This is a genomic window from Geobacter argillaceus (genome assembly GCF_007830735.1).
In the GTDB taxonomy this organism is placed as follows: domain Bacteria; phylum Desulfobacterota; class Desulfuromonadia; order Geobacterales; family DSM-12255; genus Geomobilibacter; species Geomobilibacter argillaceus.
The window spans coordinates 81,752-95,570 of the sequence record NZ_VLLN01000017.1; the positions used below are offsets into that span (position 1 = coordinate 81,752).

The 13,819-nt window shown below is 53.6% G+C and carries 29 protein-coding genes; all 29 read right to left on the reverse strand.

The window, feature by feature from the left end:
* Nucleotides 1–30: 30 nt before the first annotated feature.
* Nucleotides 31–657 carry a 30S ribosomal protein S4 gene (gene rpsD / locus JN12_RS13625; protein ID WP_145023643.1) on the reverse strand — a complete coding sequence of 209 codons (627 nt, stop codon included), beginning with the start codon at nt 655–657 and terminating at the stop codon, nt 31–33.
* Nucleotides 658–686: 29 nt separating this feature from the next.
* The gene (gene rpsK / locus JN12_RS13630; RefSeq protein WP_145023645.1) at nt 687–1,082 is read right to left on the reverse strand and encodes a 30S ribosomal protein S11; all 396 of its coding nucleotides are present in this window, start codon (nt 1,080–1,082) and stop codon (nt 687–689) included.
* Nucleotides 1,083–1,107: 25 nt separating this feature from the next.
* Nucleotides 1,108–1,476 carry a 30S ribosomal protein S13 gene (rpsM, locus tag JN12_RS13635; protein WP_145023647.1) on the reverse strand — a complete coding sequence of 123 codons (369 nt, stop codon included), beginning with the start codon at nt 1,474–1,476 and terminating at the stop codon, nt 1,108–1,110.
* A gap of 24 nt (nt 1,477–1,500) precedes the next feature.
* Nucleotides 1,501–1,614: a 50S ribosomal protein L36 gene (gene rpmJ, locus JN12_RS13640; RefSeq protein ID WP_010943463.1), complete on the reverse strand. Its 114-nt coding sequence runs from the start codon at nt 1,612–1,614 to the stop codon at nt 1,501–1,503.
* A 30-nt stretch (nt 1,615–1,644) separates the two neighbouring features.
* Complete coding sequence (map, locus tag JN12_RS13645; protein WP_145023649.1) at nt 1,645–2,391, reverse strand: type I methionyl aminopeptidase; 747 nt, start codon at nt 2,389–2,391, stop codon at nt 1,645–1,647.
* A 3-nt stretch (nt 2,392–2,394) separates the two neighbouring features.
* Entirely contained in the window at nt 2,395–3,042 is a 648-nt protein-coding gene (locus tag JN12_RS13650; protein WP_145023651.1) for an adenylate kinase, read from the reverse strand.
* Between the two features lie 12 nt (nt 3,043–3,054).
* Nucleotides 3,055–4,362, reverse strand: a complete 1,308-nt coding sequence (gene secY / locus JN12_RS13655; RefSeq protein WP_145023653.1) for a preprotein translocase subunit SecY — start codon at nt 4,360–4,362, stop codon at nt 3,055–3,057.
* Nucleotides 4,355–4,804, reverse strand: a complete 450-nt coding sequence (gene rplO / locus JN12_RS13660; protein WP_145023655.1) for a 50S ribosomal protein L15 — start codon at nt 4,802–4,804, stop codon at nt 4,355–4,357. The genes secY and rplO overlap by 8 nt, the downstream gene beginning before the upstream one ends.
* Nucleotides 4,805–4,821: 17 nt before the next feature.
* Nucleotides 4,822–5,001 carry a 50S ribosomal protein L30 gene (gene rpmD / locus JN12_RS13665; protein ID WP_145023657.1) on the reverse strand — a complete coding sequence of 60 codons (180 nt, stop codon included), beginning with the start codon at nt 4,999–5,001 and terminating at the stop codon, nt 4,822–4,824.
* Nucleotides 5,002–5,033: 32 nt separating this feature from the next.
* Entirely contained in the window at nt 5,034–5,522 is a 489-nt protein-coding gene (gene rpsE, locus JN12_RS13670) for a 30S ribosomal protein S5 (RefSeq protein WP_145023659.1), read from the reverse strand.
* A 21-nt stretch (nt 5,523–5,543) separates the two neighbouring features.
* Nucleotides 5,544–5,912 carry a 50S ribosomal protein L18 gene (gene rplR, locus JN12_RS13675; protein ID WP_145023661.1) on the reverse strand — a complete coding sequence of 123 codons (369 nt, stop codon included), beginning with the start codon at nt 5,910–5,912 and terminating at the stop codon, nt 5,544–5,546.
* A 23-nt stretch (nt 5,913–5,935) separates the two neighbouring features.
* Nucleotides 5,936–6,475 (reverse strand): 50S ribosomal protein L6, encoded by a 540-nt coding sequence (gene rplF, locus JN12_RS13680; protein WP_145023663.1) that lies wholly within the window; start codon nt 6,473–6,475, stop codon nt 5,936–5,938.
* Nucleotides 6,476–6,496: 21 nt separating this feature from the next.
* Nucleotides 6,497–6,895 (reverse strand): 30S ribosomal protein S8, encoded by a 399-nt coding sequence (gene rpsH, locus JN12_RS13685; protein WP_145023665.1) that lies wholly within the window; start codon nt 6,893–6,895, stop codon nt 6,497–6,499.
* A 31-nt stretch (nt 6,896–6,926) separates the two neighbouring features.
* Nucleotides 6,927–7,112, reverse strand: coding sequence for a type Z 30S ribosomal protein S14 (locus tag JN12_RS13690; protein WP_004514249.1), 186 nt, complete (start codon nt 7,110–7,112; stop codon nt 6,927–6,929).
* A 19-nt stretch (nt 7,113–7,131) separates the two neighbouring features.
* Complete coding sequence (gene rplE / locus JN12_RS13695; protein WP_145023667.1) at nt 7,132–7,671, reverse strand: 50S ribosomal protein L5; 540 nt, start codon at nt 7,669–7,671, stop codon at nt 7,132–7,134.
* A gap of 13 nt (nt 7,672–7,684) precedes the next feature.
* On the reverse strand, nt 7,685–8,011 hold the full coding sequence (gene rplX, locus JN12_RS13700) for a 50S ribosomal protein L24 (RefSeq protein WP_145023669.1): 327 nt from the start codon (nt 8,009–8,011) through the stop codon (nt 7,685–7,687).
* Between the two features lie 20 nt (nt 8,012–8,031).
* Complete coding sequence (rplN, locus tag JN12_RS13705; RefSeq protein ID WP_145023671.1) at nt 8,032–8,400, reverse strand: 50S ribosomal protein L14; 369 nt, start codon at nt 8,398–8,400, stop codon at nt 8,032–8,034.
* Between the two features lie 25 nt (nt 8,401–8,425).
* A complete protein-coding gene (gene rpsQ / locus JN12_RS13710) occupies nt 8,426–8,671 on the reverse strand; it encodes a 30S ribosomal protein S17 (protein ID WP_145023673.1) in 246 nt (81 codons plus the stop codon).
* Between the two features lie 10 nt (nt 8,672–8,681).
* Nucleotides 8,682–8,870 carry a 50S ribosomal protein L29 gene (rpmC, locus tag JN12_RS13715; RefSeq protein ID WP_145023675.1) on the reverse strand — a complete coding sequence of 63 codons (189 nt, stop codon included), beginning with the start codon at nt 8,868–8,870 and terminating at the stop codon, nt 8,682–8,684.
* The gene (gene rplP / locus JN12_RS13720; RefSeq protein WP_145023677.1) at nt 8,860–9,282 is read right to left on the reverse strand and encodes a 50S ribosomal protein L16; all 423 of its coding nucleotides are present in this window, start codon (nt 9,280–9,282) and stop codon (nt 8,860–8,862) included. Before rplP ends, rpmC begins: the two co-directional genes overlap by 11 nt.
* Nucleotides 9,283–9,303: 21 nt before the next feature.
* Entirely contained in the window at nt 9,304–9,936 is a 633-nt protein-coding gene (rpsC, locus tag JN12_RS13725) for a 30S ribosomal protein S3 (RefSeq protein WP_145023679.1), read from the reverse strand.
* Nucleotides 9,937–9,961: 25 nt separating this feature from the next.
* Complete coding sequence (gene rplV / locus JN12_RS13730; RefSeq protein ID WP_145023681.1) at nt 9,962–10,294, reverse strand: 50S ribosomal protein L22; 333 nt, start codon at nt 10,292–10,294, stop codon at nt 9,962–9,964.
* A 15-nt stretch (nt 10,295–10,309) separates the two neighbouring features.
* The gene (gene rpsS, locus JN12_RS13735) at nt 10,310–10,591 is read right to left on the reverse strand and encodes a 30S ribosomal protein S19 (RefSeq protein ID WP_145023683.1); all 282 of its coding nucleotides are present in this window, start codon (nt 10,589–10,591) and stop codon (nt 10,310–10,312) included.
* A gap of 21 nt (nt 10,592–10,612) precedes the next feature.
* Entirely contained in the window at nt 10,613–11,437 is an 825-nt protein-coding gene (gene rplB / locus JN12_RS13740; RefSeq protein ID WP_145023685.1) for a 50S ribosomal protein L2, read from the reverse strand.
* Nucleotides 11,438–11,463: 26 nt separating this feature from the next.
* The gene (locus JN12_RS13745) at nt 11,464–11,748 is read right to left on the reverse strand and encodes a 50S ribosomal protein L23 (RefSeq protein WP_145023687.1); all 285 of its coding nucleotides are present in this window, start codon (nt 11,746–11,748) and stop codon (nt 11,464–11,466) included.
* Nucleotides 11,745–12,368 carry a 50S ribosomal protein L4 gene (gene rplD / locus JN12_RS13750; protein ID WP_145023689.1) on the reverse strand — a complete coding sequence of 208 codons (624 nt, stop codon included), beginning with the start codon at nt 12,366–12,368 and terminating at the stop codon, nt 11,745–11,747. The genes JN12_RS13745 and rplD overlap by 4 nt, the downstream gene beginning before the upstream one ends.
* A gap of 24 nt (nt 12,369–12,392) precedes the next feature.
* Nucleotides 12,393–13,022, reverse strand: coding sequence for a 50S ribosomal protein L3 (gene rplC / locus JN12_RS13755; RefSeq protein WP_145023691.1), 630 nt, complete (start codon nt 13,020–13,022; stop codon nt 12,393–12,395).
* Between the two features lie 25 nt (nt 13,023–13,047).
* The gene (gene rpsJ, locus JN12_RS13760) at nt 13,048–13,356 is read right to left on the reverse strand and encodes a 30S ribosomal protein S10 (protein ID WP_145023693.1); all 309 of its coding nucleotides are present in this window, start codon (nt 13,354–13,356) and stop codon (nt 13,048–13,050) included.
* Nucleotides 13,357–13,377: 21 nt separating this feature from the next.
* Nucleotides 13,378–13,819: EF-Tu C-terminal domain-related protein (locus JN12_RS13765; protein WP_246125865.1), on the reverse strand; the 442-nt coding region annotated here is incomplete at its 5' end.

Sequence of the window (13,819 nt, forward strand, 5' to 3'; positions counted from 1 at the left end):
TATTGCCTCCCTTAGCGGGTTGATTTATCGTTACTTGGAGTAGAGCTCGACGATCAGTTGCTCCTGGATCGGCAGAGAGATGTCCTCTCTCAGTGGAAGAGCCTTCACAACGCCCTTGAATGCGTCCTTATCCAACTCGAGCCACTGGGGAACACCACGACGAACAACAGCTGCAAGAGAGTCGTTCACGACGGCAATCTTCCTGCTCTTTTCGCGCAACTCCAATACATCGCCCGGCTTCACGATAATCGAAGGGATATTCGCCTTGCGTCCGTTAAGCGTGATGTGGCTATGCTTGACCAACTGGCGTGCTTCGGTACGCGAAGAGGCAAACCCGAGACGATAGATCGTATTATCCAGACGACGCTCCAGCAAGGAAAGAAGGTTTTCGCCCGTTACACCCTTCATGCGGTCTGCTTCCTGGAAATAGCTTCTGAACTGCTTTTCCAGGATGCCATAAATGCGGCGGACCTTTTGCTTCTCACGCAGCTGAACACCGTAATCGGTGACCTTTACACGCGCTTGACCATGCTGACCGGGAGGGTAGTTCCGGCGCTTGATTGCGCACTTATCGGTATAGCAGCGCTCACCTTTCAGGTAGAGTTCCATATTTTGTCTTCTGCAGAGTCTGCAGGAAGGACCTGTATAACGTGCCAAGGTATTGCCTCCTTAACGAAATTCCTAATTTAGACTCTACGCCGTTTCGGCGGACGACACCCGTTATGGGGGATCGGCGTAACGTCTCTGATGAAGCTGATGGAAAAACCGGCTGCCTGCAGTGCCCGCAGAGCAGACTCGCGGCCGGAACCGGGCCCCTTGACGTACACCTCAAGAGTTCTCATGCCGTGCTCCTGCGCTTTCTTGGCACAATCTTCGGCAGCAATCTGGGCAGCAAACGGCGTACTTTTACGTGACCCCTTGAACCCCTTGGCACCGGCACTGGACCACGACACGACGTTACCCACCTGGTCGGTTATGGTGACGATAGTGTTGTTGAACGTTGCCTGAATATGGGCAACGCCGGTGGGAATATTTTTACGTTCTTTCTTCTTCTTGACAACTCGTTTAGCCGGGCTTGCCATCACTCCTCCAGATGCTCAATATGCGCTATTTCTTCTTGCCGGCAACCGTACGGGCAGGACCTTTACGGGTACGAGCATTAGTCTTGGTCCTCTGGCCACGGACGGGAAGTCCCTTACGGTGGCGAAGGCCACGGTAACAGCCAAGGTCCATAAGACGCTTGATGTTCATGGAAATCTCACGGCGCAGGTCACCCTCAACCTTGACCGTCTTATCTATGGACTCGCGAATGCGGGCGACTTCAGCTTCTGTCAGCTTATCGGTCCTGGTGTTGACATCAACACCTGCCTCGCCCAGAATTTTCTGCGATGTCGTCCGTCCAATACCGTAGATATAGGTAAGTGCAATCTCTATCCGTTTATTTCTCGGAATGTCAATACCAGCAATACGTGCCAATGCCGTATCCTCCTAATCTTTCTCTTAGCCCTGTCTCTGGGAATGTTTCGGCGTCTCGCAAATAACTCGCACAACACCTTTGCGCTTTACGATCTTGCACTTATCGCAGATCTTTTTTACTGAGGCACGAACCTTCATTTGCGGATTCCTCTCGTTTCTTAGTACGACTCAAACTGTCGTCAATATCATGGGACCATTGTCCGTTACGGCAACGGTATGTTCAAAATGCGCAGAGAGACCACCATCGCATGTTACTGCTGTCCAGCCATCAGAAAGAACCCGAACATCATGGCCCTTTTGATTGATCATCGGCTCTATGGCCAATACCATGCCTGGCTTCAGACGGGGGCCGCGACCTGGTGGGCCGTAATTCGGTATCTGCGGCCCTTCATGGAGGTCCTTGCCGATGCCATGACCGACAAAATCCCTAACCACTGAGAAACCATGCTTTTCGACCAGACTTTGCACGGCATGCGATATATCCGACAGCCTATGTTCTGGCGTAGCGAATTCGATTGCCCTGTAGAGTGACTGTTCGGTGACCTTCACCAGCCGCCCAGCTGTCTCCGACACCGTACCAACCGGGACCGTAATGGCTGCATCACCAAAAAAACCGTCGTACCAGGCGCCGCAGTCGATGCTCAGAATGTCTCCATCCTTGAGCGGCATCGAAGATGGCATGCCATGTACGACCTGATCATTCAAAGAGCAACAAAGTGTATAGGGATAGCCGTTATATCCCTTGAAAGCCGGGCGAGCCTTACGCTTAAACAGTTCCCGCTCCGCCATTTCATTCAAAGAAAGAGTCGTTACCCCGGGTTGCACCTGCTCTCTCAGCATGAGGAGCAATTCGGCGACAAACCGACAGGGGACACGCATCCGGTCGATCTCCCTCGGTGACTTCAGGACGACCAACGACTACTTGCCTTCCAGGATCTTGACCAGCGCTCCCTGAATATCGTCAATGGAGCCGGTGCCAATAACCGTGCGCAGTTTCTGCTCGCGACCGTAATACTCGATCAGAGGAGCGGTCTGGGCATCGTAGACTTCCAGACGCTTCCTCATGGTATCTTCTTTGTCGTCATCGCGCTGGTACAGCTCACCGGAGCATGCATCGCACACGCCGACACACTTCGGCGGATCAAAGCGAACATGATAGCCACGACCGCAGGACCGGCAAATACGACGGCCGGTTATACGTCCGAGCAGCTCTTCCTTATCGACCCGTATCGAAACGACATGTTCAATGGCCTTGCCGAGTCCCGTCAGCACCTGCGCTAAGGCGTCTGCCTGAGGAACAGTTCTCGGGAATCCGTCAAGAATAAATCCGGAAGCGCAGTCATTGAGAGCAAGGCGATCACGGATTATCCCGATAACCACCTCATCGGGAACCAGCGCCCCCTGGTCCATGTAGGACTTGGCGCGAACACCCATGGCAGTCTGCTCCTTAACTGCCGCCCTCAGGATGTCACCGGTCGACACCTGCGGTATCCCGTAACGTTCCACCAGCTGCTTCGCCTGTGTCCCTTTTCCTGCACCCGGCGGTCCGAGAAGAATAATATTCATTGAACCATATCCCTACTTGCGACCCTTGATACGAACACCCTTCATGAAACCCTCATAACTGCGCGTTATGAGATGCGACTCAATCTGGGCCACCGTGTCCATGCCGACGCCTATGGCAATCAGCAGGGCCGTGCCACCAAAGTAGAATGGCAAATTAAATTTACCGATCAGAATCGACGGAAGGACACAGACAACAGAAATATAAATAGCCCCGGCAAAGGTCAGCTTCGTCAGGACCTTGTCGAGATATTCGGACGTCTCGGTCCCCGGCCTGATTCCAGGGATATAACCACCATGCTTTTTGACGTTTTCAGCTACGTCGTTGGGGTTAAAGGTGACAGCCGTGTAGAAGTAGCAGAAAAACACTATGAAAGCAACAAAAAATACATTATACAGCCAATTGCCCGGGGTAAGGCTCTTCGCTGCGTTCTGTACCCAGGGAATACCGATAAAATTGGCGATCGTTGCCGGAAACATAATAATGGACGAGGCAAAGATCGGTGGAATAACCCCTGCCATATTGACTTTTAACGGCAGATGCGATGTCTGTGCACCGAACGTCTGCAGGCCCACGACCCGCTTTGCATAGTGAATGGGAATCCGCCGCTGACCACGTTCCACATAGACGATGGCAGCTATCACCACAAACATGAGCGCCAGAACCAGGATAATAACAAACAGGGACAACTGCCCCGCCTTCAGCAGACGAACCGAGTTGCTTATGGCCGTAGGAATGCGTACCACAATCCCGGCAAAGATGATCAGGGAAATGCCGTTCCCGATCCCCTTCTCGGACATCTGCTCGCCCATCCACATGATGAAGGCGGTGCCGGCGGTCAGCGTGATAACCGTCATCAGCCTGAAGGCCCAGCCCGGGTGCGGCACAACCAACTCACCTGCAGGTCCGCGCATTGCCTCGAGCCCTATGGCAATGCCGAGACTCTGCACGACACTCAGCACGATGGTGCCGTAACGGGTATACTGGATGATCTTGCGGCGCCCGGACTCACCTTCCTTCGAGAGCTTCTCAATGGCCGGGACAACAACCGTCAGAAGCTGAAAGATGATGGAAGACGAGATATAGGGCATGATGCCAAGGGCAAAAACTGTCAGCTTCTCAAGCGCTCCACCTGAAAACATGTCAAACAGGCCGAGCAAGGTCCCCTGCGCCTGCTTGAAGAAATGGGAAAGGGCCTGTCCGTCGATACCGGGTGTCGGGATATGACACCCGACCCGATACACAAAGAGCATGCCCAGAGAAAAAAGTACCCTTTTCTTCAGTTCAGGAATTTTGAAAATATTCTGCAGTGCATCAAGCAAGTTCAATCTCCTGAACAGTGCCGCCAGCCGCTTCGATCTTGGCCTTGGCACTCACACTGAACTTATGGGCCTGTACGGTCAAGGACTTGGTCAGTTCGCCTTTGGCAAGCACCTTGATTCCATCACGGAGCTTGCTGACCAGACCACATTGCATGAGGGCAGCCACATCGACCGTGCTCCCAGCCTCGAACGCATCAAGCTGACCGATATTGATCACAACGTATTCTGTCTGCTGGAGCGGAGTAAAGCCGCGCTTGGGCAGGCGGCGATGCATCGGCATCTGGCCCCCCTCGAAACCCGGTTTTACGCTCCCGCCGGAACGTGCCTTCTGTCCCTTGTGACCCTTGGTCGCTGTTTTGCCATGACCAGAGCCGGTACCTCTGCCGATCCGTTTTCTATTCTTAACTGAGCCTGCAGCAGGCCGGATACTGTTGAGCTTCATTGCAAACCTCGCGGAAATTATTTGTTAACCTTCACCAGATGGGCAACCTTGTTGATCATACCCTGAACTTCGGGGGTGTTTGGCAGCGTGACTGTCTTATTAAGTTTGTTCAGTCCCAGCCCCAACAAAATTGCCTTGTGCTTAGCAGGCCTGCCGATATGACTCTTGGCAAGCGTCACCGAAACGCTCTCAGACATTGATCAGACTCCTCGCAATCTGCTTTTTCGACTTATTCGCCGAACCCACGACGGGCGTTAATTTCTTCAGGGCTCTTCAGAAGGGAAAGTCCGTTGAAGGCGGCCTTGACGACATTGTGCGGGTTGTTCGACCCCAGGCACTTTGCCAGGATATTGTGTATGCCGGCTGCCTCAAAGACAGCGCGGGCCGCACCACCTGCGATAACTCCGGTACCTGCCGATGCCGGCATCATGAGCACGCGTCCGGCGCCAAAGTGCCCTTCTATCTCAAAGGGTATGGTTTGGCCCTCGACAACCGGCACTTTGATGAGGTTCTTCTTTGCCTGCTCAACACCCTTGCGGATCGCTTCAGGCACCTCATTCGCCTTACCCAGACCGTAACCCACGTAGCCGTTGCTGTCCCCGACCACGACAAGAGCGGAGAAGCTGAAACGACGCCCACCCTTGACCACCTTGGCAACACGGTTTATATGAACAACCCGGTCAGTAAGGTTCAATTCGTTTGAATTAATCTTTAACAAGCGTCAACCTCCTCAATGCTGTTAGAAAGCCAGGCCCTGCTCGCGAGCAGAATCAGCCAAAGCTTTGATGCGGCCATGATACAGGAAACCGTTCCGATCAAAAACCACCGCTTTGATATCTTTTTCCAGCGCCAGTTTCGCAATTGCAGCACCGACCGCCTTGGCAGCTTCGATATTGCCGGTAGACTTGAGCGCGCTCTTGATCTCGCTAACCACTGACGACGCCGAAGCGAGGGTCGTACCGGTGGTATCGTCTATGATCTGAGCGTGAATATGCCGAGCGCTCTTGAATACGTTAAGCCGGGGCCGTTCGCTGGTTCCCTTGATCTTCTTCCTGACTCTGGCCTGCCTTCTGAGGCGGGGTGTCATTTTTTTCGATAGCAGACTCACGGGGAGCTCTCCTTCACTTCACCTTATTTTTTACCAGTCTTGCCGGCTTTACGCAAAATAGTCTCGCTGGCGTACTTGATCCCCTTGCCCTTGTAGGGCTCAGGTCCACGGAAGCCGCGAATCTTGGCGGCAGTCTCGCCAACCAGCTCCTTGTCAATCCCTTTGACGAGAAGCTTTGTCATCTTGTCCACTTCAACCGTGATCCCTTCGGGCAGCTGGAAGTTGATCGGATGGGAATAGCCGAGACTCAGGTTGAGAACATCACCCTTTGCCTCTGCGCGGTAACCAACGCCATTTATCTCAAGGGCGATCTCAAATCCCTTGGTAACGCCAGTAACCATGTTATTGATCAGAGTCCTGGTAAGACCGTGTGCAGAGCGGGACTTCACGCTGTCATCCGCACGATTCACCAAAACGGCCTTGTCAGTCTGCTCAAGAGTCACACAATCCAAAATGGCACGACTGAGGGTGCCCTTGGGGCCCTGGACCGCAACCTCGGAGCCGCTAACCGTCAGCTTGACTCCCGTGGGCAGTTCAATTGGAAGTTTACCAATTCTCGACATATCTATTACCTCGCCACGTCCTTACCAGACGGTACAGATCATTTCCCCGCCGATTCCAGCTTCGCGGGCAGCTTTATCAGTCAGTATCCCCTTCGAGGTGGAAAGGACAGCAATCCCGAGCCCCTGCTTTATCAACGGGATATCATCACACTTGACGTAACGCCGTCCACCAGGCTTGCTGATACGCTTGATCTCGCTGATTACCGCATCTTTTTCATCAATATACTTGAGATAAATGCGGAGCACCCCTTGCTTCTGATCAGCAATCACCTTGTAGTTCTTGATGAAGCCTTCCGTTTTCAGCACATTGGCTATGCTGACCTTGAGGTTCGAGGACGGCATATCTACTTTTTGCAGTTTTGCCATCACACCGTTCCGGATGCGTGTCAGCATGTCGGCAATGGGATCGGTCATACTCATGCGTGAAACTCCTCTATACTTTTCTAGTCAATTACCAGCTGGACTTGATGACACCGGGAATCTGGCCCGTAGAAGCCAGCTTCCGGAGACAGATCCGGCACATGTCGAACTTGCGATAGTATGCCCGCGGACGGCCACAGAGAGGACAACGATTGTACTCACGGACCTTGAATTTGCTGCCCCGCTGGGCCTTTATGATCATCGATGTTTTAGCCACTGCAATCCTCCAATATGTCTTAGTTCCTGAACGGCATGCCAAGCATACGGAGAAGCGCACGCCCCTCCTCATCGGTCTTGGCCGTGGTAACGATCGTGATGTTCATCCCCTTGATCTTGTCGATCTTGTCGTAGTTGATCTCAGGGAAGATCAGTTGTTCTTTGATCCCCAGGGAATAATTGCCCTGGCCATCAAAAGCCTTGGCAGGAACCCCTTTGAAGTCACGCACACGCGGTAGGGACACATTGACAAGACGGTCCAGGAATTCATACATCCGATCTTTCCTGAGAGTGACCATGCAGCCTATGGGCATCCCCTGACGGAGTTTGAAGGAGGCGATGGACTTCTTTGCCTTGGTAATGACTGCCTTCTGACCGGTGATCAAGGCCAGCTCTTCACTTGCCGAATCAAGGATCTTCACATTCTGAATGGCTTCACCAAGTCCCATGTTAACGACAATCTTCTCCAGCTTGGGGACTTCCATTACACTCTTGTAGTTAAAGTCCTTCATCAGGTTAGGAACAACGTCCTTTATGTAAAGGTCTTTCAGCCTGGCCATTAGATCCTCCGTCCTATTTATCAAAAGACTCGCCGCATTTTTTGCAGATGCGGGTCTTCTTCCCATCCTCGAGGATGTTGATCGCGGTGCGTACGGCTTTCTTGCACTTGCCGCAGTAGAGCATCACATTGGAGATATGCACCGGCGCCTCTTTCTCCACAATGCCGCCTGGCTGGTTGCCGCGGGCCCGCGTATGACGCTTGACCACGTTTATACCTTCCACCAGGACTCCATCCTTCTTGGCAACGACACTGAGCAGCTTACCGGTCTTGCTCTTATCCTTGCCGGCAACCACCATGACGGTGTCACCCTTTTTCACGTGCAGTTTCTTGCCGAGCATTCGTCTCTCTCCGTCTATCGTTAGAGTACTTCAGGGGCCAGAGAAATTATCTTCATGAATTTCTTGGCACGCAACTCGCGTGCAACTGGTCCAAAAATACGTGTGCCGACCGGTTCCCGCTGATTGTTGATGACTACACCCGAGTTCCCGTCGAAGCGGATGTATGAGCCGTCAGGACGACCGACTTCCTTGGCAGTCCGTACGATCACCGCCTTGACAACATCACCCTTTTTCACCTTAGAGTTGGGAAGGGCTTCCTTTACCGATGCAACGATGATGTCGCCTATTCCGGCATACTTACGCTTGGAACCACCCAGCACCTTGATGCAGAAGAGTTTCTTTGCGCCGGAATTGTCTGCTACATCGAGAATTGTTTGCATTTGAACCATAACAAACTCCTAGTCGAGCTAACTATTAGAGGATCTGCCGTACTTTCCAGCACTTTTCCTTGCTCAGTGGGCGGCTTTCGATTATCTGCACGCGATCACCGATCTTGCACTGATTCTCTTCATCATGGGCTTTGTACTTCGCAGACCGCTTGATGTACTTGTTATACACAGGATGCTTGACGATGCGGTCTACCTTTACCACTACCGTCTTATTCATTTTGTCGCTAACGACAACGCCAGTCTGAGTTTTCTTGTGTCCACGCTCTGTCATGATAATCCCTCTAACCGCGCTTTTCCTGCAGGATGGTTTTCACCCGTGCAATATCCTTACGGACAGCATCGATCTTAGCAGTGTTTTCCAAACGCCCGGTATGGAGCTGAAAGCGGATATTGAACAGCTCCTGCGTCAGTTCCTTTTCCTTGACAGCCAGATCGTCCTGACTGAGTGCGCGAAGTTCATTAGCCTTCATTGGTATCCTTCCTCGACACAAATTTCGTTGAGACCGGAAGCTTGTGAGCGGCAAGACGAAACGCCTCGCGGGCGATCTCTTCAGTTACCCCTTCCATCTCGTACAGCATCCTGCCCGGCTTGATAACACAAACCCAGGAGTCAGGAGAGCCCTTGCCCTTACCCATACGGGTCTCAGCAGGCTTGGCAGTCAACGGCTTATCCGGAAAAATCCGGATCCAGATCTTGCCACCCCTCTTTATATAACGGGTCATAGCGATACGTGCCGCCTCGATCTGGCGTGAATCCAGCCAGCAGCACTCCGTTGCCTGCAGTCCGAACTCACCGAAGGCGAGGGATACGCCCCGATCGGGGGAGCCGGTCATACGACCCTTCATCTGTTTTCTATGCTTAACTCGTTTCGGCATTAACATGCGTACTTACTCCCTGAATCCTTATTGACCTGGCAGCACTTCGCCTTTGAAAATCAGGACCTTCACCCCGATGATGCCATAGGTGGTCTTGGCCTCGGCGAAACCGTAATCTATGTCAGCGCGCAGCGTGTGGAGAGGTACCCGGCCTTCACGGTACCATTCGGTCCGGGACATCTCCGCGCCGCCCAGACGGCCGGAGCAGGTAATCCTGATCCCTTTAGCCCCAAATTTGAGCGATGACGTAACGCTCTTCTTCATGGCCCGGCGGAAGGCAACACGGCGCTCAAGCTGCAGTGCAACGTTCTCGGCTACAAGTTGGGCATCCAGCTCAGGCTTCCGGACTTCCTGGATATTCAGGAATACTTCCTTGTCCGTAAGCTTGGCGAGCTCCTTCTTAAGGGTTTCCACCTCTGCCCCTTTTTTCCCGATGATGAGACCGGGACGGGCAGTGTAGATATTCACCTTGGCCTTGTTGGCGGCACGCTCGATTTCAATCTTGGAAACACCTGAATGATACAGGCGCTTTTTGAGAAAAGCGCGAAGCTTCAGATCTTCGTGCAGCAGCTTCGCATAATCAGCTTTTGCGTACCACTTGGAATCCCAGGTCTTGATTACCCCAAGCCTGAAACTGATCGGATTGACTTTCTGGCCCAAACTACACCTCCACCGTTACAGTGCGTTATTTCTCATCCAGAACCACAGTAATGTGGCTGGTCGGTTTACGAATCTTGGTTGCCCTGCCCTGAGCACGCGGAAGGAAGCGTTTAAGGACTGCGCCGCCATCGACGAAAATGGTCTTCACATACAGCTTATCAACATCAGCCACCCCTTTTTGCTCTGCATTTGCTACCGCAGAACTCAGGAGTTTGGCAATCAGTTTTGCCGAAGGCCGGGGAGAAAGCTTGAGGATGGACAGGGCCGTCTGAATCCCTTTCCCTCTCACCATATCAACCACAAGGCGTGTCTTCCGCGGCGAAAGGCGCACTGACCGCAAGATTGCTCTCGATTCCATGACAGATCCCTTTCCTTACTTCTTCTTCAACTTGCTTTTCTTGTCTGCCGCATGACCGTGAAACGTCCTCGTGGGAGCGAATTCACCAAGCTTGTGGCCGACCATGTTCTCAGTGACGAACACCGGAATAAACTTCTTCCCATTGTGTACAGCAAAGGAAAGGCCGATAAAGTCAGGCGTAATGGTGGAACGGCGGGACCAAGTCTTGATAATCTTCTTGGCGCCGGCATTCTCCACGGCCACTTTCTTGGCCAGGTGGTCGTCTATAAAAGGACCCTTCTTGATTGAACGTGCCATTAGTATCCCCTGCAGCGGCTATTATTTTGTGCGCTTTTTGACAATGAAGCGGTCTGTGGTCTTGTTAGTGCGAGTCTTGTACCCCTTGGTCGGGATACCCCACGGGGTTACCGGATGACGACCACCGGAGGTACGGCCTTCACCACCGCCATGCGGGTGGTCAACCGGGTTCATTGCAACACCGCGAACCTTGGGCCGGCGGCCGAGCCAACGGGAACGGCCGGCCTTGCCGATGGAAACGTTTTCATGGTCCAGGTTACCCACCTGCCCGATGGTTGCCAGACATTCCTGCAGCACCATGCGCACTTCCCCGGAAGGAAGCTTTACCTGGGCGTACTTGCCGTCCTTGGCCATGAGCTGCGCAAAGGTGCCGGCGCTGCGGGCCAACTGGGCGCCTTTGCCGATCTTCAACTCGACATTGTGGATAATGGTACCGAGCGGAATATCCTTCAGCGGCAGGGCGTTCCCCGGTTTGATGTCAGCCGTGGTGCTGGCGATGATGGTATCCCCGACCTTCAAATTGAGCGGCGCCAGGATATAGCGCTTCTCGCCGTCGGCATAATTCAGCAGCGCAATGCGGGCACTACGATTCGGGTCATACTCGATCGTCGCCACCTTTGCCGGTATATCGCGCTTGTCGCGGCGGAAGTCGATCACCCGGTATTTCTGCTTGTGACCGCCACCAATGTGCCGAGAGGTAATGCGGCCAAAGTGGTTACGGCCACCGGTCTTTTGCAGGTTAACCAGGAGAGACTTTTCCGGCGTTGTGCAGGTAATCTCATCAAAAGTCGAGCAGGTCTGATGACGGCGTCCTGCCGATGTAGGTTTGTACGTCTTAATAGCCATTTCAGAGTACTCCGTTGCCTGGGGGGTTACACTTCAAAGAAGTCGATGGTGCTCCCTTCCTGGAGGGCAACATAGGCCTTCTTCCAGTTGGAGCGCTTGCCAACGGTTTTGCCGACCCGCTTGACCTTGCCGGCAACGGTGGCAGTCTTGACCGAGTCGACTTTCACCTTGAAGAGCTTCTCGGTGGCTTGCTTGATCTCGATCTTGTTGGCGTCGTTATGGACCACAAAGGTCACCACGTTCTTGTTATCTTTTTCGATCGTGGTTTTTTCGGTGATCAACGGCTTCTTTATCACATCATAGATATTCATGCCTGCAGCGCTCCTTCCACCTTCCGGACCGCGTCCTGGGTAAAGATGATGTTCTGGAATTTCATGACATCAAAGATGTTCAGGGCATCACTCTGCAGAACCTTTACGTGCTTGACGTTCCGGGCCGAGAGGGTAAGGTTGCGGTTATCACCGTCAACGATCACCAGGGTCTTATCGATGTCAAACTTGTTCAGAACCGAAACAAACCCTTGGGTCGAGATGGCATCCAGTGCCAGGTCCTTGACCACCGTCATCTTGTTCTCTTTGTAGACCAGGGAGAGAACAGAGCGAAGGGCTGCCCTGCGGGCCTTCTTGTTCATGGAAAGATTATATACTTTCTGCTGAGGTCCGAAGGCAACACCACCACCAGGGTACTGGGGAGCACGCTTGCAACCCTGACGGGCATTGCCGGTCCCTTTTTGCTTGAACGGTTTTTTGCCACTGCCGGAAACGGCAGAACGATTCTTAACGGCAACAGTGCCGGCCCGACGGTTCGTAAGCTGCACCCGCACGGCCTCGTGGATGAGATACTCCTTGACTTCGGTGTTGAACACCTCGTCATTGAGCTCCAGCTCTGCCACCTTATTCTTATTCAGATCATATACGTCAATGGTTGCCATTGCTTGACTCTCCGGAAAGACTATTTACTGCTTGACAGTGTCCTTGATCAGGACCAGGCCGTTCTTGGCACCGGGGATGGCCCCTTTGATCAGAATCAGATTCTCGGTCGCATCGACGCGCACAACCGTCAACCGCTGTACCGTCACACGCTCATCACCGAGCTGGCCGGGCATCTTCTTGTTTTTGAAGACCCGCGACGGGGTTGCCGAAGCGCCGATGGAGCCGGGTGCCCGGTGGAAGGTGGAGCCGTGGCTTGAACGGCCACCCTTGAACCCCCAGCGTTTGATAACACCCTGGAAACCCTTACCGATGGAGGTACCGGTTACATCAATGACATCGCCGGCAGTGAAGAGTTCAGCCTTCACCTCGTCACCTACGTTGAACTGATCAACGTCCTCTAAGCGGAACTCACGCAGGTGGCGGAAAGCCCCCTGGCCTGCCGCCTTGGCATGGCCTACTGCCGGGCGGTTGGCGCGGTTGGCGTCAATGGCGTCGAAGCCGAGCTGGATCGCATTATAGCCATCGTTCTGAACGGTCTTTTTCTGCATGACCACACAGGGACCAGCTTCCACAACGGTCACCGGGATGCAGCGTCCGTCCTCGGCAAAGATCTGGGTCATGCCCAGTTTTTTCCCAATTAATCCCTTCTTCATAACTCAATCCTATTCGTGGTCTCGTCTAAAGCTTGATTTCTACGTCAACGCCGGCAGAGAGATCCAGCTTCATGAGTGCGTCAACAGTCTGCTGGGTCGGATCCAGGATGTCGATCAGACGCTTGTGGGTCCGGATCTCGAACTGCTCGCGGGACTTCTTGTCTACGTGAGGTCCACGGAGCACACAGTACTTGTTGATGACCGTCGGCAGCGGAATCGGTCCGGCTACCCGGGCCCCGGTACGCTTGGCCGTATCTACGATCTCACCCACCGACTGGTCGAGAAGCCGGTGATCATATGCCTTAAGGCGGATTCTGATTTTCTGCGTCTGCATCGTTTCCTCGTATTTTCGTACTTATTCGATGATCGAGCTGACCACGCCGGCGCCGACAGTGCGGCCGCCTTCGCGGATCGCGAAGCGAAGTCCTTCGTCCATGGCGATCGGGGTGATCAGGTTCACCACCACGGCGACGTTGTCGCCGGGCATGACCATCTCCGTCCCGGCAGGAAGGTCAACCACGCCGGTCACGTCTGTGGTCCGGAAGTAGAACTGCGGACGGTAGCCGTTGAAGAACGGGGTGTGGCGGCCGCCTTCTTCCTTGGTCAGGATGTATGCCTCGGCCTTGAACTTGGTGTGCGGGGTGATGCTCCCCGGCTTCGCCAGTACCTGGCCGCGCTCAATGTCTTCTCGCTTCACACCGCGCAAGAGGGCGCCGATGTTGTCGCCGGCACGTCCTTCGTCCAGAAGCTTGCGGAACATCTCCACCCCGGTGACGGTGGTCTTGGTGGTGGTCTTG

Bases quoted from the DNA above. Each gene is read 5' to 3' on its own strand.
- rpmC (WP_145023675.1), bottom strand. From the start codon at position 8,870: ATGAAGGCTAATGAACTTCGCGCACTCAGTCAGGACGATCTGGCTGTC.
- rpsQ (WP_145023673.1), bottom strand. From the start codon at position 8,671: ATGACAGAGCGTGGACACAAGAAAACTCAGACTGGCGTTGTCGTTAGC.
- JN12_RS13745 (WP_145023687.1), bottom strand. From the start codon at position 11,748: ATGAATATCTATGATGTGATAAAGAAGCCGTTGATCACCGAAAAAACC.
- rplC (WP_145023691.1), bottom strand. From the start codon at position 13,022: ATGAAGAAGGGATTAATTGGGAAAAAACTGGGCATGACCCAGATCTTT.
- rpsH (WP_145023665.1), bottom strand. From the start codon at position 6,895: ATGAGTATGACCGATCCCATTGCCGACATGCTGACACGCATCCGGAAC.
- rplX (WP_145023669.1), bottom strand. From the start codon at position 8,011: ATGCTCGGCAAGAAACTGCACGTGAAAAAGGGTGACACCGTCATGGTG.
- rplN (WP_145023671.1), bottom strand. From the start codon at position 8,400: ATGGTTCAAATGCAAACAATTCTCGATGTAGCAGACAATTCCGGCGCA.
- rplF (WP_145023663.1), bottom strand. From the start codon at position 6,475: ATGTCGAGAATTGGTAAACTTCCAATTGAACTGCCCACGGGAGTCAAG.
- rplO (WP_145023655.1), bottom strand. From the start codon at position 4,804: ATGAAGCTCAACAGTATCCGGCCTGCTGCAGGCTCAGTTAAGAATAGA.
- rplE (WP_145023667.1), bottom strand. From the start codon at position 7,671: ATGGCCAGGCTGAAAGACCTTTACATAAAGGACGTTGTTCCTAACCTG.
- rpmD (WP_145023657.1), bottom strand. From the start codon at position 5,001: ATGTCTGAGAGCGTTTCGGTGACGCTTGCCAAGAGTCATATCGGCAGG.
- rpsS (WP_145023683.1), bottom strand. From the start codon at position 10,591: ATGGCACGTTCAATCAAGAAGGGTCCTTTTATAGACGACCACCTGGCC.
- rpsJ (WP_145023693.1), bottom strand. From the start codon at position 13,356: ATGCAGACGCAGAAAATCAGAATCCGCCTTAAGGCATATGATCACCGG.
- JN12_RS13650 (WP_145023651.1), bottom strand. From the start codon at position 3,042: ATGAATATTATTCTTCTCGGACCGCCGGGTGCAGGAAAAGGGACACAG.
- rplD (WP_145023689.1), bottom strand. From the start codon at position 12,368: ATGGCAACCATTGACGTATATGATCTGAATAAGAATAAGGTGGCAGAG.
- rpsK (WP_145023645.1), bottom strand. From the start codon at position 1,082: ATGGCAAGCCCGGCTAAACGAGTTGTCAAGAAGAAGAAAGAACGTAAA.
- rplB (WP_145023685.1), bottom strand. From the start codon at position 11,437: ATGGCTATTAAGACGTACAAACCTACATCGGCAGGACGCCGTCATCAG.
- rplP (WP_145023677.1), bottom strand. From the start codon at position 9,282: ATGTTAATGCCGAAACGAGTTAAGCATAGAAAACAGATGAAGGGTCGT.
- rplV (WP_145023681.1), bottom strand. From the start codon at position 10,294: ATGGAATCGAGAGCAATCTTGCGGTCAGTGCGCCTTTCGCCGCGGAAG.
- rpmJ (WP_010943463.1), bottom strand. From the start codon at position 1,614: ATGAAGGTTCGTGCCTCAGTAAAAAAGATCTGCGATAAGTGCAAGATC.